Below are 22,427 nucleotides of genomic sequence, written 5' to 3'. Positions count from 1 at the left end.
GGCTACACCCAGCCGGTCCGGTAGGCGATCCAGGCTCGTGCCGCCTCGGCGGCGCGGGCCTGGTAGCCGCGCAGGAAAGGAACGTTCTCTGGGGCGGGGTTGCGCGAGGACCGCTCCCAGAACCCGCCGAACGCCGCAGCGAACGAGGTCACGACGTCGAAGTCCGCAACCGACCCCATCAGCGGCTTAACGACGGCTTCGGCGGAAGCAGGGTCGTGCCCGGCCAGGATCAGGTGCGGCACAAGGGATGCCCCGTCGCACCAGTCGGCCGCCTGGCTCAGGTACGACCAGTCCACCACCACGGCCTCGCCGCCCCGCAGCACCATGTTGTCGGGCCGCAGGTCCCCATGGGTCAGCGTGGATCCGCGCGCCGCATCCAGCCACCCCTTCTCGATACCCCCCAGCCGCCCCAAGTTCCTGCGCGCCCACGGATCCAGATCAGCCGGCACGTCCTCGGCGAGCTGGGCCCAGCCGCACAGGTAAGCGCCGTGGACATCCGGAAACTGGGGCGCCTCCGGGATCGGCGACGGTGTCAGACACTCCTGCATGCGCAGCAGCGATTCAACCACCGCGCTCAGGTCAGCAGAGCCCGGTGACAGGTCAGGGTTCCCGTCCGGGAGATCCTCCAGGCACAACAGCGACCACCCATGCGCATGATCAGGCGCCGCCGACCACAGCACCGTGGGCCCGGGCGCCGCCCTGGGCAAGGCCGACGTGATCCGCACTTCCTGCCGGTAGACGTAGGCCAACGGGTGATCATCAGGGAGACCCTTGACGAACACCCGGGAGCCGTCGGCGAGAAGAAGCCGTGCGGCAAGGCCCGGGGTGAACCCGCCCCCGCACATGTCAGCCTCTGCGACGGCGCAGCCCAGACGGTCCTCGATGTACCTACGAACCTGCTCCGGAACCGCGTCCCACTCCGGCCTTACGGCTGTGGCAGTCATGGAACCCAGAATACGGATACCGAAGCACCCCATTGCGGAATTATGCGCCCAAAGATCGGCCGTTGCCGATTTGGACGCCGACGGCGCCGGAGATTTCGCCTATCTGGAAAGCGCCCGCCTCACCATCGGTGATGTCCCGTGCTCTGGTCGCCGCGGACACCACCGCATTCCTGCAGGGCGACGGGGATCCGGGAGCGGCCGCTTGGTGGCCGCCGGCTACGACCGGCTGCCGCCCGCCTACCGGACAGGCCTGGTGCACTACGGCGATCAACTTTGATGCCCCGTGGAGACCGGGCGAACCCGTGCCGGCCTCCGGCCTGCGACGACAGGGTTCGTTGAGAGAGGACAGTTGCGCTCCCTGAGGGTGGCGTAGCGAAAGGGCGCGGCCGCCGTTTGCATTGGAAACGGCGGCCGGTGAGTGGCTTTGATCGCCGGGGGCTGACCCGGCGGGATCAGGCGAAGACCAGCCGATTCAGGTCGGCGATGGTCTGGCTGCGGCGGTCGCTGTGGGTGCGGTTCCACTTGAGGTTGCTGTAGTACACGAACTGGCCCGTGGTGGGTTCGAGGAAGTCGATGGTGCAGCCCATGCCGGAGTGGGTGTGGTCGCACAGGCAAGTGCAACTCTTATGATCGAATTTCCAGCCCAACCCGGTGGGCCCGTCGCCGAGGAGCCGGATCAAGTCGGGGCACGGCGGTCCGTCAGTGGTCTCCAGCCGGAAGGAGCCGCCGACCGCGTGCCAGGCATCGGTGCCGTTGAACGGGCTGGGGCCGGCTGTCGCCCGGATACGGCGCAGCAGAGGCGAGAAGAGCGACGGCGGCTCGAAGGGGGAGTTCACTGCTGCGGTGTACGCGGTTCGCTCCGTGGATGTCCAGTCCGGCTCGGACTGGAGCAGGCCGTAGTCGGTGGTGAGCCGCTCGGCGATCCGCTCCCACCAGCGCGGATTGAATCCGGTGAGCAGAATGCGGGCCGGCGTGCCGGGGCGGTGCAGGCCGATGCCGCCGCTTTCGCGGCGGTAGCGGAGGCCGGCCACCCCCAAGACGCGGTCCAGGGGGTGGTCGCTCTCCTCGCCGGACAGACGGGGGAGTAGGAACTCCGCCCAGTGGTGGACGACGTACGGCTCGTCGAGGAGCCGAAGGGTCAGCTGGTTTTCCTCTGGACGCACGCGGACGATGCCGAGGGGGTGCTCGGAGAGGCTGCCGATCTTGCAGCAGGCGAGGAAGACCGCGGCCTCCAGCTGTGTCTGCTCCGGGTGACGGGCTGAGGGGATGGTGAGCGGCTGGTCGGTGTCCGTGAGGAGGGCATGGAGGGCTTGGTGCGACTCGCCGGTACAGCGGCGGCGGTCTTCGGTGAGGGCCAGGGCGGCCTGAGGCATCGTGGTCGCTGTTCCGCGCCAACCGGCCCCCGGCGGTGAGCGCTTTGGTGAGGTGGGCCAGCAGGTGTCGTACGGGTGGTGATGCTTCTGGCCGGTCCTCGGCGAAAGGGTGCGGGGGCGTCTTCCATCGCGCGGCCGGGCGTTCACGAGCCCGCGCAGATGAAATCCGTGGGGCGCCAACGGAATCAAGGCGCCACGGCGAGGGATGCCCCCATCGAGTGAGGGAGCACGCCGTCTGACGCTGGCGCCCAGCCAACGGCCCCCGCCGTTCCGGGGAATGAGGTGGCTCAGGGATGGTTGTATGGCGATGCCCGTTCCGATAGCTGTGCCGCTGATGGCCCAGGGGTGCCGGAACAGGCGCGGCGAGATGGAGGCGAACCAGTGGCTGACCGGAGTTCCATCGAGTGGACTGAGGCAACCTGGAATCCAACGACTGGATGTGACCGCGTCTCGTCAGGGTGCGACAACTGCTACGCCCTGACGCTGGCGAAGAGGCTCAAGGCGATGGGCGCGGCCAAATACCAGAACGATGGCGATCCGAGAACGTCCGGGCCGGGCTTCGACCTCACGGTCCACCCCGACGCCCTGGACATCCCGTACGGCTGGAAGAGCCCGCGGACCGTGTTCGTGAACTCCATGTCCGACCTCTTCCACGCCCGAGTCCCGCTCGACTTCGTTCGCCGCGTCTTCGAGGTCATGGCCGACACCCCCCAGCACACCTACCAGGTCCTGACCAAGCGTGCCCGCCGCCTGCGGCAGGTCGCCGACCGGCTCGACTGGCCAGCCAACGTGTGGATGGGCGTGTCGGTGGAGACGGCAAAGGAGCTGCCGCGCGTGGACGACCTGCGGCAGGTGCCGGCCGCCGTACGGTTCCTGTCCTGCGAACCGCTGCTCGGCCCGCTCGACGGCCTGCGCCTGGAAGGCATCCACTGGGTGATCGCCGGCGGCGAGTCCGGACCGAAGCACCGGCCGATGGACCCCGAGTGGGTATCGCAGATCCGTGACCAGTGCGTACAGGAAAACGTGGCGTTCTTCTTCAAACAATGGGGTGGCTACACCCCGAAGGCCGGTGGCCGCACGCTTGAGGGCGTGACCTGGGACCAGATGCCGCTGACGGTCCCGGCCTGACTGGGACCGTCAACTGCCGCTGGATCTACGCGGGGTCGCTTCGGTCAGGCCGCGCGGTGACCGGGGTGAAGGGTGATCTCCCGGGTTTTGCGGACGCCCACGCCGTTGCTGGGCGTCTTGCCCTGTCCATGCAGAAGCTGCACGGCCTTGCGCACCGCCGGCTCGGTGACCTGCCCGTAAAAGGAGCCGAAGATCTCCAAGGGGTGGTCAACCAGTTTGATCGGCCGTCCCTTCCGCAGCAGAAGCTGTTCCAGGTTGTCCGCGATCTGCGGCACCGCCTTCGTCTCGACCTCTTTGGGGTCTGGCCGCGTCACCGATGTCACCGAGAACAATCCGTCGTCCTTCTCCTCGCGGAGCTCGAGCGTCTTCCACCACTCGTCCCGGGCCCGGGCGACGGTGTCGCCGAACACCCACAGCCCGTAGGGGCTGCGAGTGGCGAACACCAGCTGGTACACCGCTCGCTTGCGCGGTGAGTGCGACACCGGAACCGACTGCACGAGCATGCCCGTGCGCTCGGCCAGGCGACGGCAGTACTCGGCGGCGACCGCCTCGATCGCGTCCTCGGCCGCCCCTTCCTTCTCCCGGGAGGCCGTCGCGTCGGCGAAGTACTCGCGCCACCAGGTGCCGCCGCACACGTCGTCGAAGCGCTTCAGCGACTTCTCGTTGCCCTGCGGGGAGCGCACGTGCCCACCCAGGCGCCAGACGGCCATCATGCTGAAGTTCATCAGCAACTCGGTCGGCGGCCAGTCCTGCGGTCGTTTGCCAGCCAGCACGCCCACCAGCCGGTCCTGCGGCAGAACCAGCCCGCACGGGTCCAGGAAGAGGAACAGCGGTTCTCCCTCGGCCCGCTCGAGGACCTGGTCGAGAACGCCATCGACTTCACCGCGGTGGGCGTGTGCCAGCACACCGCTGGCGCGATACTGCTGGACGACTTCCTGCAAGCGGTCGAACGACTTCGGCTGGGATTCCGAGAAGAAGCACTCCAGCGTCAGGCCGGCCCGGGAACGCAGGTCTGCAGCGATCTGCAGCGCGAGCTCCCCGGAGGCTGGCTCGCCGTTCTCGTATTGGCCCTCGCCCGCGTACCCGTCCAGGTAGACGACGCGTTTGTCGTGCGAGCGCGAGCCCGTCATGCCGCCGAACTGCGGCAGATAGCGCTTGAGCAGCTCATGCTTGAACACGCTGGGCAGCGCCTTGTCCGCCCAGTAGCTCCCGCCCGTACCAGACGACATGCCCACCCCCGACTCCGCCGTATCTGCCTGATTACAGATGGTGAAGCACGGCGAGGAGCTCCGGCAAGACCGTCGCTTCTCGCCAACCCGTCCCGCTGGACCCGGACGCCGCCTTGCCCTCACCGCAGTCGCCGGGGCCGGCCGTCACCCAGGCTTCCAGCGCCATCCCCTCCATCGCCCTCTACACCGTGTTCCTGCGCCCTGTCCTGCGCGACGGCTTCCGTACCACCGCCGAGCAGCCACCGACCTGTGGGACCATCTCACCGGCCAGGCGGACCTGGTCCTCGACGAGCAGGGCGGCATCCGCTGGACGGCTGGGAACTCGACAACGCCGTCCAAGAGCAGGGCGCGAGCTCTGGGCCGACCCGGAGGCCGGGCTGGAGCGAGCCCGGGCCGGCGCGGACTGGTTCATGACGCAGATCCGCGAGCTGTACGGGTGAGGCGTCGACGGCGTCGACTATGAGCACCCGGCGCAGACCACCGTCCCGGTGGCCGACACCCATGGCCCAGGCATCAGACGCTCCGATCTGTGCCGATTCGTACGGACCCATGGGGCCCCACGAGAAGCCCCGCCGATCCGGGCACTCCGCGCAAGCGCTGGCTCGACATCCGAGGGGCCAGCACCATGATGAATGACCTGGACCGCACTGCACGACGGCGCGTGAAGCTCTGGTGGTCAGCGGGCAGGTTCTGGCCTGCGCCTCACTGGCTGCCCACCGTCGGTAGCAAGTTCCAGCGCGCTTCGATCTGACATCCGTGAGGAGTCTTGATAGCCGTGGGAGAGAGCCGAGGTCGTGACGGCCGTGTTACTCGTTTCTGCCGGGGTGAGAGCGCGTTGATGGTGCCGCAGAACGGCGGATTCGCCCATCAGGAGACCTCTGGGTGTGTATGCGGGGGTTCCGATGACACGTTCCAGGGCGGGGAGGTAGTTCCAACGAACTGCTGGGTGGGCTGAGTGGGCGTAGTGGAAGAGGTCGCCGTAGGGCAGCCACGTGCCGCGTGCGAGCAGCGTGAGGGCCTTGTTGTGCGGGTACAAGCGGAGGCAGCGTGCGGCTTCCACGACGGCCGGGGGGCCGGTGACGGGCTCGGCATCGAACCAGCGGTGTTCGACGAGCAGCGACATCCAGGCCAGCTGGGGGTAGAGCAGAAGCCGGGGGATGACGAAGACGAAGAGTGCGGCCTGCCAGCCGACGGCCGCGGTCATGGTCACGGGCACCACCGCCAGGGCGGCCAGCCGCCGACCGGTGGCGGGGGACGTACGCAGGTTGGCGCTGATGCCGCGAACGGTGTCGGCGAATCCTGCGGGAGTGAGGGGGAAGATCGTGGCGAGAAGGAATCGCCGTGTGCTGACTCCGGGGTGCAGGCCGGCTTGGTCCAGGTCGCCGAGGTTGGGGTCGATGCCGGCGAGCGTGGCGTTGGGGTGGTGCTCGCGTACGTGGCGCTGGCGGCGTACGGGGACCGGGACGAAGCCGAGCGGGAGGTGCACCGCCGCTTCGGCGAGGAATGTGCTGAGCTTGCTGCTGCGGGTCAGTACTCCGTGGACTGCGAAGTGGCTGACCTCCTGCAGGTGGCGCATTTTGACTGCGCCGGCGGCCGCGGCCAGGGCCCAGGCCCAGGGGCCGCCGTGTACGGCGATCAGGCACCAGCCCGCTATCTCGAGCCAGTGGCCGGCCAACAGCAGCGCCGGGGAGGCGTTGTTGAGCCGCTGGCGCTGGAGGGACATCACCTCCCGGAGCGTTTGCGGTCGGTGGCGGCCGCGCTGGGGACTGAACCACCAGCGGTCGATTTGCCGCACGGCGATCCCCGCGGTGATGAGCGACAAGTAGACGAGCATGAAGGCTCCTGGGGTGCGGTCGAGGTTCGTTTCGGGCAGGTGCAGCAGTCTGCGGAAGGGCCGCAGCCTCCGCGGACAGACGTCCGCGGAGGCGATGCCTGTCAGGTCAGCCGAGCAGACGATCCGTGGCGTGTCTGCCGGTTGTGACGACTCCTGGCAGGTGGTGCCCGCGGTGCAGGTGCTCGAGGTAGTCCGGGCGCGGCATCGGGCGGGCGCCCAGGCGCACCGTGTACTCCGACCGCACCTGGGTGTCGATCAGGGTGATGTTGCCCGCCGAGGTCCGGTGGGCGAGGTCCGCCATGGCGGTCTTCGCCGCTCCGGCCATCCGGTGGAAGGCGGAGTCCCCGAGGAAGACGTTGTCCAGCGCGCAGCCGAACAGCCCGCCGACCAGGTCGTCGCCGTGCCAGATCTCGACACTTCGCACCCACCCGGCGACGTGCAGAGCGCGCAGCGCGTGGATGAGTTCGTCGGTGAGCCAGCGGGGCTCGCGTTCTTTGCCGCACGCGGCCACCACACGGTCGAAGGCGGTGTCGATGGTGCTGGTCCATCCGGCGGCCCTGATGTCCTTGCGTAGCGTGCGCCCGATTTTGATCTCGCCGACCGGCATGACGTAGTGGGCCGTCGGGGACCACCACAGGGTGGCGTACGGGTTGCCGGGGCCGGGCAGGACCGGGATGTCGCCGGCCCGAACGTCGGGTGCGTAGGTGTTCTCGTTGTCCGCGATGTCACAGCGTTCCACGCGCGGCTGGCAGAACATCCCTCGTCGATAGGCGCCAAGCAGGGTCTGCGGGGTGATTTCTCCGCCGATGGCCACCGGGACGCCGTATCCACTGCCCAGGGCGACCCCGTTCCAGGGGTCGGTGATCGTCGGTGCGGGCGCGGTCATCGGGGCACCGCCGCAGCGGTGAGCGCGCCACAGAAGTCGGTGAACTGCGAGTGGTCGAAGATGGTCCGGATGGGGATGGTGAGCGCGAGCTTCGCCCGTGTGGAGACGATCATCTGCGTCGCGGTGATCGAGTCGCCGCCGAGGGCGAAGAAGTCGTCGGACTGGGTGACCTGGGTGACGCCCAGCGTCTCGCGCCAGATCGCCCGGACGGTATCGGCGACGGGCACCTGTGCCGCGTCGTCGGCTGCCGGCGGGGACGGCGTCACGGCCAGTGCGGTGAGGTCGGCTTTGCCCGATGTGCTCATGGGGATGGCGGCCACAGCGGTGAGCCGGGGCAGCATGTGCTGCGGGAGCCGTGCGGCGAGACTGCTGTGGACCTGTGCGACGTCGGTTCCCTCGGCCAGAACGACCCAGCCGGCGAGGCTCTTCGCGCTGTCCCGTTCCTGGAGGCCGATAGCAGCGTCGTGGACGCCGTGGCATGCCCTGAGGGCGGCCTCGACCTCGCCGAGTTCAACGCGGTAGCCGGAGATGGACACCTGGCTGTCGGCTCGTCCCAGGAACTCCAGGACTCCAGCATCGGTGCGCCGTCCGAGGTCTCCCGTGCGGTAGCAGCGAACCATCTGCGTGGTGCCGGGGACCGCAAGGTCGGCGAACCGGGCGGCTTCGGCGGGTGCGGGGCGGGTGTAGCCGCGGGCGAGACTGGTGCCAGTGATGCATAGCTCTCCCACTTGGCCGTCGGGCACGGGCCGCAGTGCTTCATCGACCACCCAGACCCGTGATCCGGGCAGCTCCGTTCCGATGACGGGGTCCGGATGTTCCGCGAGGCTGGCGACGGTCACGTCGACGGTGCATTCCGAGGGGCCGTAGAAGTTGTAGACCCTGACCCCGGGCAGGGCACGCAGTTGCTGCCACAACCCCGGGTCGATCGGCTCACCGCCCAGGATCAGGGTGTCCATGGATGCCAGCACGTGGGCGCGTCCTGCCACTATCAGGGCCCTGACCTGGGTGGGTGTGCTGTCGAGGACCTGCACGGCGTGGTCGGTGAGGGTTTGGGCCAGCTGCTCCGGGTCCCTGCGGGATTCTTCGTCGATTACCACTAGCGTGCGTCCGAAGGCCAGGTTCACCAGGTCGGAGAAGAACGTGTCGGAGCTGGCCCCGCCGTTGAGGGCAACGCGCTGAACGGGGCGTGACGGCCAGGAACGCAGCGCTTCTTCGTGTCCGGCGGCCATGCCAGCCAGACTTGCGTGCTCCACCATCACGCCTTTGGGCGTGCCGGTGGTGCCGGAGGTGTAGACGATATAGGCGAGGTCCTCTGCACCTACCTCCCTGGCCAGTGCCGGCAGGTCACGGCTGTCGAGGAGCAGTTGCCCACTGGTCTCGGCCCACGGCGACACCATGGTGAGGTCCGCGAAGTCACCGGCGAGGTCGGTGCTGGTGACGGCCGCCTGGGCGTTGCTGTCCCGGAGCATGTGCTGGCGCCGATGTACCGGAGCACCGGGCTCGATCATCAGGCAGGCGGCCCCGGCGAGCCAGGTTCCCAGCACGGAGGCCACGAGATCGACGCCGCGCGGCAGGCAGACCGCCACGGCGCCCTCGCGCCGCACGCCGGCTGCCCGAAGGCGGTGGGCCAGCGCGTGGGCTTGGTCCACGAGCTGGCGGTAGGTCAGGGCTTCGCCGTGGCAGACCACCGCGGGACGGTCGGGGTGCAGGTGGGCCTGCCGTATGACGGCAGCCGGAATGAGCTGTCGATCACGGGTTGCCGGGGCGGTGCGGGTGCCGTCGGCGGGCTGGTGGTAGATGTACGGACGCATGGCGGTGTCCCCCAGTCGAAAGCAGGAATGGGCGCTGGGTCACCAGCGGGTCAGACGCGGATCTGGTGCGCGGGTGCCAGCGGGGCGGGGCGGATGGGCCCGGGTGGCGGGCCGTAGGTCACCAGCGGACGGTGTTGAGGCGCTTGACCGCTGGGTGAAAGGCGACGCAGGCGCACAAGGTGACCATGACCGTGCCCCCGACAGTGAGGACAGCGCTTGCTCCGACGTGCTGGGCCAGCAGACCGGAGCCGGCGTAGGCCAAGGGCAGCATGGAGTACGAGATCACCATGTTGACGCTGTAGACGCGCGAGAGTAGATGTTCGGGGACCAGGCTCTGGAGCAGGGTGTTCTCGAGGACGTCGAAGGACAGGCCGATACCGACGAGCAGTGCGCCCGTGAACAGTGCGGCCCGGTGTTGGCCCGAGACGCCGAGCGCGAGGGCGCCGAAGCCCAGCCCGGAGGCGAGAAGGAGCAGGACTTTTCCGGCCCCGGTGCCTCCGCCGAGGCGGCCTATCACCGCTGCGGACAGCACCACCGCGGCGACTTCGACGGCGCTGACCAGTCCCAGGGTGCCGATCCCTCCGCCGGCGCTGCGGACCAGTTGCGGCAGGAGGACGGTGTACGGGGCCAGGCACAGGCAGTTGGCCACGAGCGAGATCGCCAGGACGAGCAGCAGCCAGCCGGTCCGCCGTGTGTAGGTGACGCCCTCCGCCAGGTCCCGGTGCAAGCGCTGAGGCTCGCCGACGCTTCGGCGGCGCGGTGTCCGGGTGAACGCCATGGCGAATGCCGCCACAGTGAAAGACGCTGCGTTGAGGGCGAACACCGTGCCGGCTCCGCCAAACGCGTAGAGGACGCCGGCCAGCAGTGGGCCGCCCAGGCGCGCGAGGTTCCCCGAGACGGTGAAGAACGCGTTGGCCTTGCGGAACTGCTCCTTGTTCACAAGATCCTGGTTCATCGCCGCGTAGGCCGGGCCGTAGAACGCGCTGATGATGCCCAGCAGGAGCGCCGAGGTCGTCAACAGCCAGAACGACAGTCCCCCGGCCGCTGCTGCCACTGCCAGGGCGAGCATCGTGAGTGCGGCCGCGCTGTCGGCGACGAGAATGACGGCGCGGCGCGGGAGTCGGTCGGCGATGGCTCCGCCGACCAGGACGAATAAGACCTCGGGCAGCAGGTTCAACGCCAGCAGCGTGCCCATGGCGGCTGCCGACCCCGTGAGCTGGTACACCGACCAGCCGAGGGCGACCTGGTAAGCGCCGTTGCCGAACTTCGAGACGCTCTGGCCGAACCAGAACAGCAGGAAGTTCCGCTGCGCCAGAAGCCCGCCGGGAGCGCCGGAGCCTGCGGGAGGCGGAGTGTCGGGACGCAGGGGTGTGGCGGTGTCGGTCATTCCCGGTCTCCCCGCGGTGCGCGTGCCGGGACCGTGATCGCAAGGCGTCGGATTCGCCGTGCGGTGCTCATGCCTCGACCTTGGCGAAGGTCTCCCGCATGGTGGCCACGAACGCGGGGTGCGTCATGATCTCGCTGCTGGTCTCCGCGTCGAGCGACCGCACCATGCTGAGCGGCGCGATGTCGTCCCACACGACTTCCGGATCCGCCGCCCCCGAACTGGCCACGAAGACGTTGACGGGGCCCGCGTACGGGCGCAGCACGCACCGACGGTGGGCGTAGGCCCCGGCCGCGGACAGGACCTGTCGCCAGAAGAAGTCATCGGCCGGCATGTCATCGTCGAGCCACCGCAGCTGCCGCATCTCAGCCATCACGTGCGTCAGCCCGGTGACCAGGTCCGGCACCTTGAACTGGCGGCGCAATGCGGCGAGCCGCAGGTCGTATTGGTCTTCCACCTCCAGCAGCGGTTCGGAGGCGAGTTCGCCGCGGGCCGCGTTGATGAGGGTGATGGGGCCGACTTCTTGGCCGGCCTCGGTGAGCTGGGAGGCGATCTCGTAGGCCACCTGGGAGCCCGAGCACAACCCGCCCAGGAGGTAGGGGCCTCGGGGCTGCACCTCCTTGATCTCCCGCAGGTAGCGCTTCGCCATTTCGGGGACCGACAGGAGGGGGTGCTCGTCACGCCACAGGCCGGCGGCCTCGAAGCCGTAGACGGGATGCCCCTGGTGGAACACCGCGGCCACCTCGCGGACGAAGGCGATGTTTCCGGATCCCCAGGGCGCCAGAAACAACGGGGTACCGGAACCGGCTGCCAGCTCGATCATGGGCCGACGTTCGGGAACGGTCGGAGTGATGGGGGCATCCCACAACGACCGGAAGTCGGCAGCTCCGGTGGCGAGAGGGACCGTGGGGGCGTACAGGGCGCTCATCAGGCAGATACCTCAGCTATTCCTGGAGGAGGGGGCGTCTGGACGGAAGCGGGCTGAGGAGCCCGCCGCGGTGAGCGGCGCAGGTGCAGGGCGGTGCCGGCATACGCCGGTGCCCCTCACGAGCCCCAGGTCACGTCGTCGAGGGACACCGGCGTCCCTTCGTCGGCCGTCATCGCGAAAGGCACCGACGTGGCAGCCGCCGTGCTGTGGGTGGCGGCCAGCGGTGAGCCGACGATCAGCACGCTGATCACAGGAAAGAGGGCAGCACGAATGAGAGTCACGGCATTCCGTTTCCATCAGAAGAAGAAAGCGGAGTCCAGCCGCCCTATTTGATAAGCAAGGGCATCGTCGGTGGAATTGGATGACCGGCGCTCCGCGTCGAAGACGTTCCCTAGCGTGGTCACTTCCCGCACCGCGGGGAAGGGCAACCCACTGTCCTAATCGTGACGTGGCATATCCCGTCCAACGGGGCCATCGTCGTTCACCTGCTGCTCGTAGTAGCCCGGCACCATCCGAACCCCAAAGCGCTGCAGGGCGAAGCCTTCCAACTCAGGCAGAGTCCTCAACGCCCGCTGGCAGACCACCCCAGCGATGCGTTCCGCTTCCTCCACGCAAGAGGCAAGGACGAACACCCCCACGAGGTGACCGTGACCCGTATCAGGGTGCACCACCACGTGCTCGACCCCCTCGCCTGGGCCGGAGCACCCGACGATCAGTCGGGCGGCTGACGGAGGCAGAACGGCGCCGGCCGCCCGCACGAGCTCGGCGTGAACCAGATACATGCCAGGAGCATCGGGGCGCCGGAATTAGCCGCGCAAGCCCATGCCGGGGACTAAATATGCCATTGCATAAAGCTGCCCTTGGAGACCAGACTCTCCCACCGAACACTCAGTACACTTCCCAACTTCCCCTGCGCGAAGGAGAAATAGTGCTGGCGACCCTCGGGATCAACCTCACGGCAGAGCAGATATACCGCGCAATGCTTGCATATCCGTCCGAGGGCGTTACGCAACTTTCCGCCCGCCTGAACACCACCGAAGACACCATCCGTGACAACCTGGACCAACTCAGCGCCCTGGCCATCGTCCAACCGTCACTGCACGAGCCCAGCGGTTTCCGGGTCCTCGGCCCTGAGGCGGCCATGGAGCTGCTGCTGGCACGCCAGCACGAGCAGCTGGCCGCACAGCAGCTGCAGGTGGAGGCATCGCGCGCGGCCGCGGCCCAGCTCATCGCGGAGTGCTCCGGCACCCGCCCCCGCGCCTCGGACGACGAACGGCTCACCGGCCCTGACGCCATCCGCGAACGGCTCAGCCAGCTCGCCCAGCAGACCGACTCCGACGTCATGACCTTCGCCCCCGGCGGCGCCCACCTGGCCGCCGATCTTGAAGCCAGCCGCGGCCCGAACGAGGCCCTCCTGAGCCGAGGGATCCGGATCCGCACGGTCTACCTCGACAGCGTCCGCAACCATAAACCCACGCTGGACCACGTCAGCTGGCTCAACGAGCACGGCGCAAGCGTCCGCACCGCCGTCGCTCTCCCCATCCGCATGATCATCTTCGACCGCCGTCAAGCAGTCCTGCCCCTCGACACCGCAGACGCCCGCACCGGCGCCGTCGTCCTCAGCGGCGAAAGCACCATCATCGCCCTATGCGCCCTCTTCGACGGCATCTGGGCCACCGCGACCCCTTGGGGCGCCACCACACCCCCCGACGCCCTGGGCATACCCGCCCAGCAAGCGGAGATGCTGCGCCTGCTCGCCGGCGGAATGACCGACGAAGCGATAGCCCGACGCTTCGGGATCTCCCCCCGCACCGCCCGCCGCATCGCAGCCGACCTCATGGAACTGCTGGAAGCCGACAGCCGCTTCCAAGCCGGCGTCCACGCCGTCCAGCGCGGCTGGCTCCCCAGCACTGCCTAGACCCGTCCGACCGCGCCCCGACACGCATCGACCGAATCGGAGAACGGCATGCCGCAGCAGACCGTCCGCTTTTTCAAAGGGCACGGCACCCAGAACGACTTCATCGTCATCCCGGACCCCGACGCAGCCCTGGACCTGCAACCACACCAGGTCATCGGCCTGTGCGACCGCCGCCGCGGCATCGGCGCCGACGGCCTCCTGCGCGCCGTACGGTCCGTGCACCACCCCGATGCCTACGCCATGGCTCCAGAAGCCGAATGGTTCATGGACTACTGGAACCCCGACGGCACCACGGCAGGGATGTGCGGCAACGGCATCCGCCTGTTCGCCACCGTCCTGGCCGAAGCCGGACTCGCCCGTCCTTCCCTCACCGGCCTCCCCATCGCCACCCGCGCCGGCATCCGCCATGTCCGCTTCACCGCCGACGGCCTTGAGAAGACCGAACAGGTCACCGTGGACATGGGCAAAGCCCTCCTCCCCGGACCGGACACCATTACGGTCACCGTAGGCACCCGGCAGTGGCCCGCCGTGCACGTCGACATGGGCAACCCCCATGCCGTCGCCTTCGTCGACGACCTCGCCCACGCTGGCGGCCTACTCACCGCCCCCGACGTCAACCCCGCCACTGCCTATCCCCAGGGCGTCACGGTCGAGTTCGTCACCCGCCTGGCTCCCGGCCACTTGTCGATGCGCGTACACGAGCGCGGAGTGGGAGAGACCCGCTCCTGCGGAACCGGCGCGTGTGCAGCCGTCACCGCAGCCCTCCTGAGCGACGGGACACCCCCGAGCACGCTACGCACACCTGCGCGTTACACAGTCGACGTGGCCGGTGGCACTCTGCAGGTGACGGTGCGCCTTGACGGCAGCATGGAACTCAGCGGACCCGCCGAGATCGTTGCCGAAGGCACGACTGCTCTCGCGTAGCTCCACCAGGGGGTGGGCTGCCGACGGTGCGTGTGGCGGTCACGGGAGAGGCGCTATCAGCAGTGCGAGGACGGCGGGTCACCCCACCCGCGTGCGGAGCACGACCTGTTATGACCCCTCGGAGGGCCGATGAGGACGCGGGTGGTCTGTCGGCGCAGCGCTTCACGGTGGACGTATTCGGAGGGGCGATGGGGACCGAGCCGAGCTCGAAGCGGAGCTCATCTCCAACTACAAGTTGTGACCCCTCCGAAGGTCGATGAGGACCGGCGGACCCTCGGGACCGGACCGGGTAAGCCTTAGCGTTGTGACCCCTCAGAGGGTCGATGAGGACGCGGTCGCTGACCGACGAGCACATGCGCCCGTACACGTTGTGACCCCTCCGAGGGGCGATGAGGACTCCCTCCTCTCCGCCGGCGTGCTCCTGCGCCAGGCGTTGTGACCCCTTCGAGGGTCGATGAGGACTTCCCGCCCTCGCCACGAACTGGGCCCAGCCCATCTAGTTGTGACCCCTCGAAGGGTCGATCAGGACCCTCATCGTCCAGGCCGAGGGGCAGTACCGGTTCATGTTGTGACCCCTCGAAGGGTCGATGAGGACCCCGGCCCAAAGACCCGCCGGCCCGGTGCACAGGGTGTCGTCGGGCAGCCAGGTGTGGTGTTGTGACCCCTCGGAGGGTCGATGAGGACGCCTCCATGAGACCGCGGCACGCCTCTACGCCCTGTTGTGACCCCTCGGAGGGGCGATGAGGACACGTTCCCCGGGATTCCTATCGGCCGGTCGGTGCGGTTGTGACCCCTCGGAGGTCGATGAGGACCGGCGCCCCGTACATCCGCCGAACCGCGTCGGAGACGGTGTTGTGACCCCTCGGAGGGTCGATGAAGACTCAGAGGTGATGGCCTCAATCGGGGCTCCCTCAGCGTGTTGTGACCCCTCGGAGGGCCGATGAGGACGATCCGTTCGGCAAGCTGCTCGGGCGTGCGCTGCTGGTTGTGACCCCTCGGAGGGTCGATGAGGATGCCCAACCCCTCGTCCTTGACGTCCTTGAGGTCCTGTTGTGACCCCTCGGAGGGTCGATGAGAACGGCCCGACGCCTGCACATCTCGGAACCCCAACCATCAGTTGTGACCCCTCGGAGGGTCGATGAAGACTCGTTGATGTCCTGGGCGTACCGGCCTGGGCCATCACGTTGTGACCCCTCGGAGGGTCGATGAGGACGCGTCCTCTGGCTGATGATCAACGGCTGCACCCCGCCGTTGTGACCCCTTCGAGGGTCGATGAGGACGCACCTCGTAGGCTACCGCCACGCCGCGCACGTCGCGTTGTGACCCCTCCGAGGGTCGATGAGGACTCCGTACGCGCAGCGGGTGCTTCAGCGAGGATGAAGTCGAGATGTGCCGCTCCGAGGTCGGCGGGGGTGTTGCGGGTGTATGAGGCGTCGTGGACGGCTTCGCCGAGCTGGACGGGGCACTCAGGTACTCGCCGGATGCCGCGAAGGTACAGCCACAGCTGCCGGGGGCAGTGATACAAGTATTTGATGGGACACCGCCAATGTCCTCCTCGTCGATCACAGGACTTCCCCGGCCCGGTAGGTGTGCTGGGGCATATCGCGGACGGCGGTGAGGCCGAAGTCGGGGTGGTAGTCACCGTTGATGATCCGGACCTTGAGTCGCTTCTCGTAGCTGCTGAGAGCGCCGGCCCAGTGGGGCATGGGGATGAGGTATTCGTCCGCGAGGAGCCGGCCGGCCCCGGAGGGGTGGTGACCGGCCGCGGTCAGGGCGGCGGCATAGGCGTCTTGGTCCTGGGCGAGGATTGCTTCGGTGCCGTCGAAGAGCTCGTCGAAAGTTTCGGCCAGGGGAGTGCGGTCTTCGAAGGGGTAGCGGAACTGCAGGAACGCGCGGTCGAAGCTATCCCGGCGCTCCAGGACCTCCTGGTGCCATTGGCTGCCCCAGTGGGTTGCGTAGACCTCGTCGAGCCAGGTGGTGGCGTCCGCCTCGTCAACGGCACAGCCTTGATGGCGGGTGAGGATGTTCCACGCGGACTCAACCGGCTCGCGTGGGTAGATGCCGTCGGCGTACTCGCCGGGATGTCCGCGGCGGGTGGTCCAGGTGGGGTGGTGAACGATGACGTCGGCGGGCGGCCGGGCACCGATGCGGTTGATGCGGCCGAAGCGCTGCAGCAGTGCCTCAAGGGGTGCTGCGGATGTGAACAGGGTGTCGAAGTCGACATCGAGGCTGACCTCGACGACCTGGGTCGCGACGAGAAGACCCGGCCGACGGCCGTTCTGGGCGTCGGGTGTCACGGTCCCGAAGCGATCGGCGATCTTCTTCTCGATACGTGAGCGGTCCATTCTGCGGAACCGCGAGTGCAGCAGGAGCGCGGCATCTGGCCCGTGCTGTGCGAGGACGTCGGGAGCGAGGTGTTCGTAGAGGGTGGTGGCGTGGGCGACGTTGTTGGCAATGACTAGGACGGACTCGCCCCGGGCCAGTCGCAGCCGGATCTCCGAGAGCGCGGCGGGATCGGTGATCGGGTGATTGCGGGTGTTGAGGAGGTGCCGGGGCGGCAGGCCCAGGTCCGGGGTGTTCAGCAGGGTGGTGGGCGCGGTGAGGGTGTCGTCGAACAGGCTGGTCAGGGCGTCGGGGAGGGTCGCGGAGAGGACGGCGATTCGTCCGCCGAGGCGTTCCCACAGGCGGGCGCTGGCCAGGATGTAGCCGAGGCGGCGGGCGTCGTAGGCGTGGAGTTCGTCGAGGATGAACACGGAGTTCGCCGCGTCGATGAGGATCCCGGAGTGGGCCGGTCCGGCCAGGGCCGCTCTGAGTAGTTGGTAGGGGGTGGCGACGCGGACGCTCTCGCGGAACAGTTTGGTCGCCGCGGCCCGGGACAGTGCTTTCGTGGCGGCGTCGACGTGGCAGGGGTTGCCGTGTTCGTCTTGTTCGTCGCCGTCCTGTGGGGCGATGGCCTGGGCGAGGTGGTAGGAGGCGGCCCGGGAGTGGGCGACGCCCACGGCCTCGCGGTCGCCGAGGGTATCGCCGAGACGGATGGCCATGGCGTTGATCGAGGCGAGGTAGGGGAGGGTGAAGAACACGCGGGGGACGCCGCCCGTTGCTGCCGTCAGGGCGTCGGCTTGGGCAGCGGCCCAGAGCAGAGCGGCTTCGGTTTTCCCGCTGCCGGTCGGCCCGCGTAGCAGCATGTGCCCGGTGACCTTGGCGGCCTGGAGCTGGTGTGCGCGCAGAGTTCGGCCGCGGTCGGCGAACTCCTTCTCCAGCCGGGGACGAAAGCCGGCATCCAGCGGTTGGACGGTGGAGAGAGTCTGGTGGGCGGAGGACAGGTGGTCCGACAGGGTGACCGCTCCCTGCAGCAGCACGGCGGCCAAGCCTTCCTCACGCCCGACCCGGTCCTCCCACTGCTCCAGCACCTCTTCCAGTAGTTGGTGGGCGCGGCTGACCAGTCCAGTGGTGCTGAGCTTGGTTTCGCCTTGTGGGCCGGCCGCCGGGAGTCCGGCCCGGGTCGCCGCCTCGCGCAGCCAGGCTTCGAGGGCGGTGGCGGCGTGGGGGTCGAACGGGCCGAAGCGCTCCGCGAGCTCGTCGGCGCTGATATTTCCGTAGAGGGTCTGGAGGTCGCGCCCGTTCTGGCCGGTCAGCGGGCGGTGGTGGGTGGCGACGGCGGCCGCCACCCACGACAGCGTGCTGGGGTCGTCGATGAGCTGGGGCAGGAAGCCCAAGGAGGCGACTTCGTGGCGCTCGCCCCAGGCCCGGATCTGTCCCGCGAGCATCTGCTGGAAGCCGTCGGGAATCTTGCCGGCGTCGTGGGTGAGGGCAGCGAGTCCCACAATGGTCCAGAAGATGCCGTCGAAGACGTCCTCGGCCGCCTTCAGCCGGCCGACGCGCTGCCGCAGGAGAGCCGCGGCAGCGCGGGTGTCGGCCAGGTGAGCGGTCAGGAGTTCGCCGGGATGCGTTCCTCGGGGGCTCTTGGCCCGCAGTGTGGACAGCATGTCCGTCATGATCTCGATGGGGTCCGTATCTGTCGTGCGGCCGAAGCGTCAGCGTGGTGTGGGTCAGGGACAGGTGACAGTGTCGGGATGGACCGGGGGCAGGAGGGTGACGGCCTGCCCCGTGGCCGTCGACCAGCTGTCAGCGACCTGGTGGTCGCTGCGACCGGATCCGTCGAACCGGTAGGAGTCCCAGCGAGTGCGATCCCGCCCGTTGGAGATCGCGGTGGGCAGCCGCAACAACGCGCCCGCCTTCCCCACGGACTCCGGCACCACAGCCGAGCCCTGCGCGCCGGTCTCTTGGTGGAGGGGGACCAGGTCGGTACGGATGCCGACCAGGTCCTGGCTGCGGCCAAGCCGCAAGGGCCACACCGGTCGGCGCAGCCGGGCCCTCCACCCCTCCGGGTCTTCCACCAGCCACACGGTGAGCTCGGCCGAGGTGAGGAACTCCCGGTTGCGCGGGGCGGGGGAGGTTTTCTTCCCCGCCCCGTCCAGCGGGTGGTACGTCTCGAAGTCGACCGCTTTGCCGCCGGCGCGGAAGGCCATGGCGAAACGCAGCCTCGGATTGACCCTCGGCCAGCCCCCGGCTGCGGCGGCCAGCAGGCCGCCGACGGTGGCAGGCGGCGGGCAGGGCAGTGTGACCTGCACCCCCGCATAGAGCGGATTGCGGAACGAGACAACGGGCGCTGTGATCGTGACCTGCAGCGCTGTGACAACGGTGCTGCTCACGCGGACGGGTCCTCGAACCACACGTCATGATCGCCCTGCTCGATGCGGTCGGCCAGCTGGTTGAGCACCACCCGAGGGTGGTCCAGGACGACACTGCCTTCCTCAATCAGGTCCTTGAGCTCCCCGCGGACGCGCTCGCGCTGGTCACCGAGGAACCCCGGCGCCCAGCCGAGCAGTACCGGACCGTCCAGCTCATCGGCCCAGGCATCCAGTTCCTCGCGCAGGACCTCGGTCAGGAACACCGGCTTGCCGTCACGGCCGGCCAGAATCCGGGTGAAGGGGTTCACACCGCCCTTGAGCGGAGCCAGCAGGATCAGCGAAGGGGTGCGGTCCCCGTAGTGCAGCGCCTGCTTCGCCCCGCCGCGCACCGTAGCCAGCGTGCGCAGGAGCGTGGCGATGCGGCGGCGGCGTTCGGCGAGCGGGAGGCGTACCGCGGCGGTGCCGCGGAGCGTGGTGACCTCGGCACCGTTCTTGGCGGCTTCCTCGGCGACGGCGGGGCTGATGGCTACGCGCAGGCCGTTGCCGTCGCTCTCGAAGACCCCTGCGCGCGGGAGGTCCAGGAGGAGGTCGCCGGCGAGGGTGGCGCTGTAGAGCTCATGGGAGTGAATGACGGGATGTTCACCGGCGGGGAAGTCGCGGCTCATCGTGCCGAAGTCGAGCGTGGGGCGCTGCGGCACCACGGAGACCAGGGTGCCGGTGGCGAGGACGGTGTCGCGCTGGTAGCTCTCCCTCTTCACCGCGACCATGTAGCCGAACAGGTCGTCGTCCAGGTGCAGGTCCGGGCGGCCCGCGGTGTGTGCCTGCTGCTTCGCACCGGTGCCGGAGCGGGTGACCACTGAGCGGGACTCCTGCGGCGGCAGGGAGTCTCGTACCCACCGGCGGAATGCCTGCGCGGACACGTACGGGAACTCCTCACGCCCGACCTTGAGCTTTTTGACGCGTCCGGTGTTGTCCTCGCCCTCGCCGTTGTTCGGGGCGCCCGCGACTACGTCCAGCACGATCTTGCCCACCAGGAAACTCAACGCGACTCCTCATTCTCTTCTTCGTCGGTGATGAACGTGCTGTCGACGGCGTCGAGGTCCCCGGCGCCGTCTTCGTCGGCATCCGTGTCCAGATCGCTGTCGCCGGCTTTCCAGCCGAGCCGGGACAGCTCCTCCAGGACTCCCACCAGGAGAAGGTCCCGGTGGAACCAGGCCGGGTTGTCGGAGCCGGGGTCGAAGAGCAGAGTGAAGGCCCGCTCGGTAACCAGCGGCCCTGGGCTGCCGTCGGAAGGATTGATCGCCCTACGTACACCTTGGTCGGTCAGCCAGCGCCGGAGTTTGGGCGAGTCCCTGAGCAGGGCACGGAACTGCCGGAGCTTGCCTCCGGAACTCTCCTGACTGAGGAGCAGGGCGATTCGGCCGCTGGTTGCCCGAATCTCGGACAGGTCCTTCTCGTTCATCAGCATCACCTCGGTGACGAAGGAGTAGAGCAGGGCGACCAAGTCGGCCACCCGCTCGCGGTCAGGGGCTGCGCCGGCAACCAGTCGGCCCAAGTGGCGGGTCCCGCTGCCGAGGATCCGCGCCGGGTCACGGAAGGCATTGCGGGCCAAGGCCACCACGCCCGGATCGGTTTTGGTGGCGTGAGCCTGCAGCAGGGCGGTGAACCCGCGCCGTAGCTCGGGGTCACGCGAAGTGCGACGCAGCCACTCGGCAAGGGGCTGTTCCAGGCCGTACTGCTCGAGAGATTGGCCGCGGTTGTTGTTGTTGAAGACCAGCAGCTCCGCCCCGTCGGCGATCCGATCGCTGTAGCGGCGCAGCGCGGTCAGGGCGACGACCTCGCGGACCTCGGTCTGCCGTCGGGCGGGGTCACCGGTCTCGGCCAGGGGCAGGTTGCGCTCCACCTGGCGGGTCACGGCACGCTTCAGGAAGCGGTCGTCCCAGCTGTGCACGGCGATCGACGGCCCGCCGGTCAGCTGGCAGCCGTAGGGCAGTGCGTGGAAGCTGGCCCGGCACGGGCGGCACATCGCCATCCCTGCGTGGCCACGGGGAACGTTGTTGCGGTACGTCGCGCTCTCGGCGAGGGCGACGTCGACCTTCCCGTAGAACCCGACGGCCTGACGGCCGCACAGGGCACAATCGGCCTCGGGCCAGGCACCGGGATCGGGCAGAGCCCGCCAGCCACGGATCGCATCCCGCACGACGCTGTCGGATTTCTTGCTGTTTGCTGGGTGGTTCATCGGCGAAACCGGAAAGAACGAATAGCTGACCTTGAGCCAGAACCCGCTCGCGCCCTTGCTGTCACGGACCAGAGCAGCTGCCACAGCATGCTGGGTGACCTGTTCCATCGCGCGCTCGAAGTCATGCGCCGAGAGATCCCGCGGATGGCCGTCGCCAGCGAGTGCTGCGATCGCGTACGCGCCGACGCGCTGGAGCGGGTGGGCGGTGAGCACTAGCCGGGACTGCGATTCGAGGTCCGGCTCGTGGCCGCTCACGCGGATATCCAGCCGAAGCCCGCGGAGTTCGCCTGCCCCAGTCCCCAGCTCCACAGGGCCTGCAGGGTTTCCGGCGCTCCGGCCACCTCCACCTCCACGGCGGCTCCGGGCTTTACCCCTTGGCCGACGCGGAAGCCGCGCTTCGGGCCGATCCAGGTGACGGATTCCAAGCTCACCCCGGGATCGCTTCCCAGCGTTTCGGCCTTGCGGCGCAGGTTGCCCTGGAAGTAGCCGGCCCACTCGGGTTCTGCTGGCAGTAGCCAGTCCTGCCGGGTGGTCCGGATGCCGTCTTCGCCACGTCCGGATCCCTTCATCACCACCGGCGTCGCGGTCTTCAGCATGGCGCGGCCGGAGGAGAAGTCCGGAGGGCTGAGCACGGTGATGCCGGTCAGCCGCAGGGCGACGCCGCCCCAGTCGAGCACCTCCCGCTGGGCGAATCCAGCGGCGAGGGCTTCCACTACCTCCGGCAAGGGGCTGCCGAACTCGACGACGCCGCGGCCGCCAGCTGCGTACCGGCCCGGCTTGCGGCGGGCGCCGGCGAATACCGGGGCACCGTGCCCGAACGGGACCATGCCGTGTGTACCGAAGCCCTCGGCATGGAGCTGCCTACCCAATTCGGGTGCTGTGCGGGCCAGGGTGTCGTAGACGAGCCCGCGCCCCGGTGCGAGCACCGCCTCCCACGGAAGCTCGGTGGCAGCGGTCGTCACAGCCAAGCTCAGTCTCATCCCGCTCGCTTTCTGGCACCTAGGCAGCGTTGAGTACAGGAGAACGAAGATCGAACTCCTAGACGATGTTGAGACTAGGTGAGCCCTCTGACAGTCCCTGTGGGAGCCCGTCCGGAAGGCTGGATCACAGTGTTCCTGGCCCGTTACCCACCTCGGCC

Annotated in this window: 19 protein-coding genes, 1 pseudogene and 1 CRISPR repeat array; of the genes and pseudogenes, 5 read left to right on the top strand and 15 right to left on the bottom strand. The window is 68.6% G+C overall.

What is annotated here, in order from left to right; translation table 11 throughout:
* Positions 1 to 2: 2 nt before the first annotated feature.
* A complete protein-coding gene (locus ACZ60J_RS38315) occupies positions 3 to 944 on the bottom strand; it encodes a phosphotransferase (RefSeq protein WP_469688793.1) in 942 nt (313 codons plus the stop codon).
* A gap of 452 nt (positions 945 to 1,396) precedes the next feature.
* Positions 1,397 to 2,317 (bottom strand): hypothetical protein, encoded by a 921-nt coding sequence (locus ACZ60J_RS38310; protein ID WP_469688792.1) that lies wholly within the window; start codon positions 2,315 to 2,317, stop codon positions 1,397 to 1,399.
* Between the two features lie 381 nt (positions 2,318 to 2,698).
* Here ACZ60J_RS38310 and ACZ60J_RS38305 point away from each other — a divergent pair, with 381 nt between their 5' ends.
* Entirely contained in the window at positions 2,699 to 3,445 is a 747-nt protein-coding gene (locus ACZ60J_RS38305; RefSeq protein WP_469688791.1) for a DUF5131 family protein, read from the top strand.
* A 44-nt stretch (positions 3,446 to 3,489) separates the two neighbouring features.
* Here ACZ60J_RS38305 and tcmP read toward each other — a convergent pair whose 3' ends face one another.
* A complete protein-coding gene (gene tcmP / locus ACZ60J_RS38300) occupies positions 3,490 to 4,674 on the bottom strand; it encodes a three-Cys-motif partner protein TcmP (RefSeq protein WP_469688790.1) in 1,185 nt (394 codons plus the stop codon).
* Between the two features lie 113 nt (positions 4,675 to 4,787).
* On the opposite strand from tcmP, the gene ACZ60J_RS38295 reads away from it, so the two are divergent.
* A complete protein-coding gene (locus tag ACZ60J_RS38295; protein ID WP_469688789.1) occupies positions 4,788 to 5,114 on the top strand; it encodes a hypothetical protein in 327 nt (108 codons plus the stop codon).
* A 236-nt stretch (positions 5,115 to 5,350) separates the two neighbouring features.
* Here ACZ60J_RS38295 and ACZ60J_RS38290 read toward each other — a convergent pair whose 3' ends face one another.
* The 6 genes from ACZ60J_RS38290 to ACZ60J_RS38265 form a co-directional block, all read right to left on the bottom strand.
* On the bottom strand, positions 5,351 to 6,508 hold the full coding sequence (locus tag ACZ60J_RS38290; protein ID WP_469688788.1) for a fatty acid desaturase: 1,158 nt from the start codon (positions 6,506 to 6,508) through the stop codon (positions 5,351 to 5,353).
* A 106-nt stretch (positions 6,509 to 6,614) separates the two neighbouring features.
* Positions 6,615 to 7,394, bottom strand: a complete 780-nt coding sequence (locus ACZ60J_RS38285) for a leucyl/phenylalanyl-tRNA--protein transferase (protein WP_469688787.1) — start codon at positions 7,392 to 7,394, stop codon at positions 6,615 to 6,617.
* Positions 7,391 to 9,205 (bottom strand): non-ribosomal peptide synthetase, encoded by a 1,815-nt coding sequence (locus ACZ60J_RS38280; protein WP_469688786.1) that lies wholly within the window; start codon positions 9,203 to 9,205, stop codon positions 7,391 to 7,393. Before ACZ60J_RS38280 ends, ACZ60J_RS38285 begins: the two co-directional genes overlap by 4 nt.
* A 118-nt stretch (positions 9,206 to 9,323) precedes the next feature.
* The gene (locus ACZ60J_RS38275; protein WP_469688785.1) at positions 9,324 to 10,592 is read right to left on the bottom strand and encodes an MFS transporter; all 1,269 of its coding nucleotides are present in this window, start codon (positions 10,590 to 10,592) and stop codon (positions 9,324 to 9,326) included.
* Between the two features lie 67 nt (positions 10,593 to 10,659).
* Entirely contained in the window at positions 10,660 to 11,412 is a 753-nt protein-coding gene (locus ACZ60J_RS38270) for a thioesterase domain-containing protein (RefSeq protein ID WP_469688784.1), read from the bottom strand.
* 221 nt (positions 11,413 to 11,633) lie between these two features.
* Positions 11,634 to 11,768, bottom strand: a complete 135-nt coding sequence (locus tag ACZ60J_RS38265) for a hypothetical protein (RefSeq protein ID WP_469688783.1) — start codon at positions 11,766 to 11,768, stop codon at positions 11,634 to 11,636.
* A 192-nt stretch (positions 11,769 to 11,960) separates the two neighbouring features.
* Here ACZ60J_RS38265 and ACZ60J_RS38260 point away from each other — a divergent pair, with 192 nt between their 5' ends.
* The 3 genes from ACZ60J_RS38260 (at position 11,961) to dapF (ending at position 14,359) form a co-directional block, all read left to right on the top strand.
* A complete protein-coding gene (locus ACZ60J_RS38260) occupies positions 11,961 to 12,245 on the top strand; it encodes a hypothetical protein (RefSeq protein ID WP_469688782.1) in 285 nt (94 codons plus the stop codon).
* 200 nt (positions 12,246 to 12,445) lie between these two features.
* A complete protein-coding gene (locus ACZ60J_RS38255) occupies positions 12,446 to 13,435 on the top strand; it encodes a helix-turn-helix domain-containing protein (RefSeq protein WP_469688781.1) in 990 nt (329 codons plus the stop codon).
* Positions 13,436 to 13,483: 48 nt separating this feature from the next.
* A complete protein-coding gene (gene dapF, locus ACZ60J_RS38250; RefSeq protein ID WP_469688780.1) occupies positions 13,484 to 14,359 on the top strand; it encodes a diaminopimelate epimerase in 876 nt (291 codons plus the stop codon).
* An 850-nt stretch (positions 14,360 to 15,209) separates the two neighbouring features.
* Positions 15,210 to 15,701: a CRISPR direct-repeat array (repeat unit 26 nt; unit sequence GTTGTGACCCCTCGGAGGGTCGATGA).
* A 42-nt stretch (positions 15,702 to 15,743) separates the two neighbouring features.
* On the opposite strand, the pseudogene ACZ60J_RS38245 reads toward dapF, so the two are convergent.
* The 6 genes and pseudogenes from ACZ60J_RS38245 to ACZ60J_RS38220 all read right to left on the bottom strand — a co-directional run.
* Positions 15,744 to 16,001 (bottom strand): annotated as a pseudogene (locus ACZ60J_RS38245) (Dna2/Cas4 domain-containing protein); the annotation flags it as partial.
* On the bottom strand, positions 15,922 to 18,345 hold the full coding sequence (cas3, locus tag ACZ60J_RS38240; RefSeq protein ID WP_469688779.1) for a CRISPR-associated helicase Cas3': 2,424 nt from the start codon (positions 18,343 to 18,345) through the stop codon (positions 15,922 to 15,924). The gene cas3 and the pseudogene ACZ60J_RS38245, both read right to left, overlap by 80 nt.
* Before the next feature lie 63 nt (positions 18,346 to 18,408).
* A complete protein-coding gene (cas5, locus tag ACZ60J_RS38235) occupies positions 18,409 to 19,071 on the bottom strand; it encodes a CRISPR-associated protein Cas5 (protein WP_469688778.1) in 663 nt (220 codons plus the stop codon).
* Entirely contained in the window at positions 19,068 to 20,093 is a 1,026-nt protein-coding gene (cas7i, locus tag ACZ60J_RS38230) for a type I-B CRISPR-associated protein Cas7/Cst2/DevR (RefSeq protein WP_469688777.1), read from the bottom strand. The genes cas5 and cas7i overlap by 4 nt, the downstream gene beginning before the upstream one ends.
* On the bottom strand, positions 20,090 to 21,544 hold the full coding sequence (locus tag ACZ60J_RS38225; protein WP_469688776.1) for a hypothetical protein: 1,455 nt from the start codon (positions 21,542 to 21,544) through the stop codon (positions 20,090 to 20,092). Before ACZ60J_RS38225 ends, cas7i begins: the two co-directional genes overlap by 4 nt.
* Positions 21,541 to 22,251: a CRISPR-associated endoribonuclease Cas6 gene (locus tag ACZ60J_RS38220; RefSeq protein WP_469688868.1), complete on the bottom strand. Its 711-nt coding sequence runs from the start codon at positions 22,249 to 22,251 to the stop codon at positions 21,541 to 21,543. The genes ACZ60J_RS38225 and ACZ60J_RS38220 overlap by 4 nt, the downstream gene beginning before the upstream one ends.
* Between the last annotated feature and the right edge of the window lie 176 nt (positions 22,252 to 22,427).

This window comes from Streptomyces sp. NPDC104226 (genome assembly GCF_055584085.1).
This window is presented reverse-complemented; position numbering and strand designations above follow the sequence as displayed.

Excerpts from the sequence above, each read along its gene's own strand:
- ACZ60J_RS38315 (WP_469688793.1), bottom strand. The coding sequence starts at position 944 with ATGACTGCCACAGCCGTAAGGCCGGAGTGGGACGCGGTTCCGGAGCAG.
- ACZ60J_RS38310 (WP_469688792.1), bottom strand. The coding sequence starts at position 2,317 with ATGCCTCAGGCCGCCCTGGCCCTCACCGAAGACCGCCGCCGCTGTACC.
- tcmP (WP_469688790.1), bottom strand. The coding sequence starts at position 4,674 with ATGTCGTCTGGTACGGGCGGGAGCTACTGGGCGGACAAGGCGCTGCCC.
- ACZ60J_RS38290 (WP_469688788.1), bottom strand. The coding sequence starts at position 6,508 with ATGCTCGTCTACTTGTCGCTCATCACCGCGGGGATCGCCGTGCGGCAA.
- ACZ60J_RS38285 (WP_469688787.1), bottom strand. The coding sequence starts at position 7,394 with ATGACCGCGCCCGCACCGACGATCACCGACCCCTGGAACGGGGTCGCC.
- ACZ60J_RS38280 (WP_469688786.1), bottom strand. The coding sequence starts at position 9,205 with ATGCGTCCGTACATCTACCACCAGCCCGCCGACGGCACCCGCACCGCC.
- ACZ60J_RS38275 (WP_469688785.1), bottom strand. The coding sequence starts at position 10,592 with ATGACCGACACCGCCACACCCCTGCGTCCCGACACTCCGCCTCCCGCA.
- ACZ60J_RS38270 (WP_469688784.1), bottom strand. The coding sequence starts at position 11,412 with ATGATCGAGCTGGCAGCCGGTTCCGGTACCCCGTTGTTTCTGGCGCCC.
- dapF (WP_469688780.1), top strand. The coding sequence starts at position 13,484 with ATGCCGCAGCAGACCGTCCGCTTTTTCAAAGGGCACGGCACCCAGAAC.
- cas3 (WP_469688779.1), bottom strand. The coding sequence starts at position 18,345 with ATGCTGTCCACACTGCGGGCCAAGAGCCCCCGAGGAACGCATCCCGGC.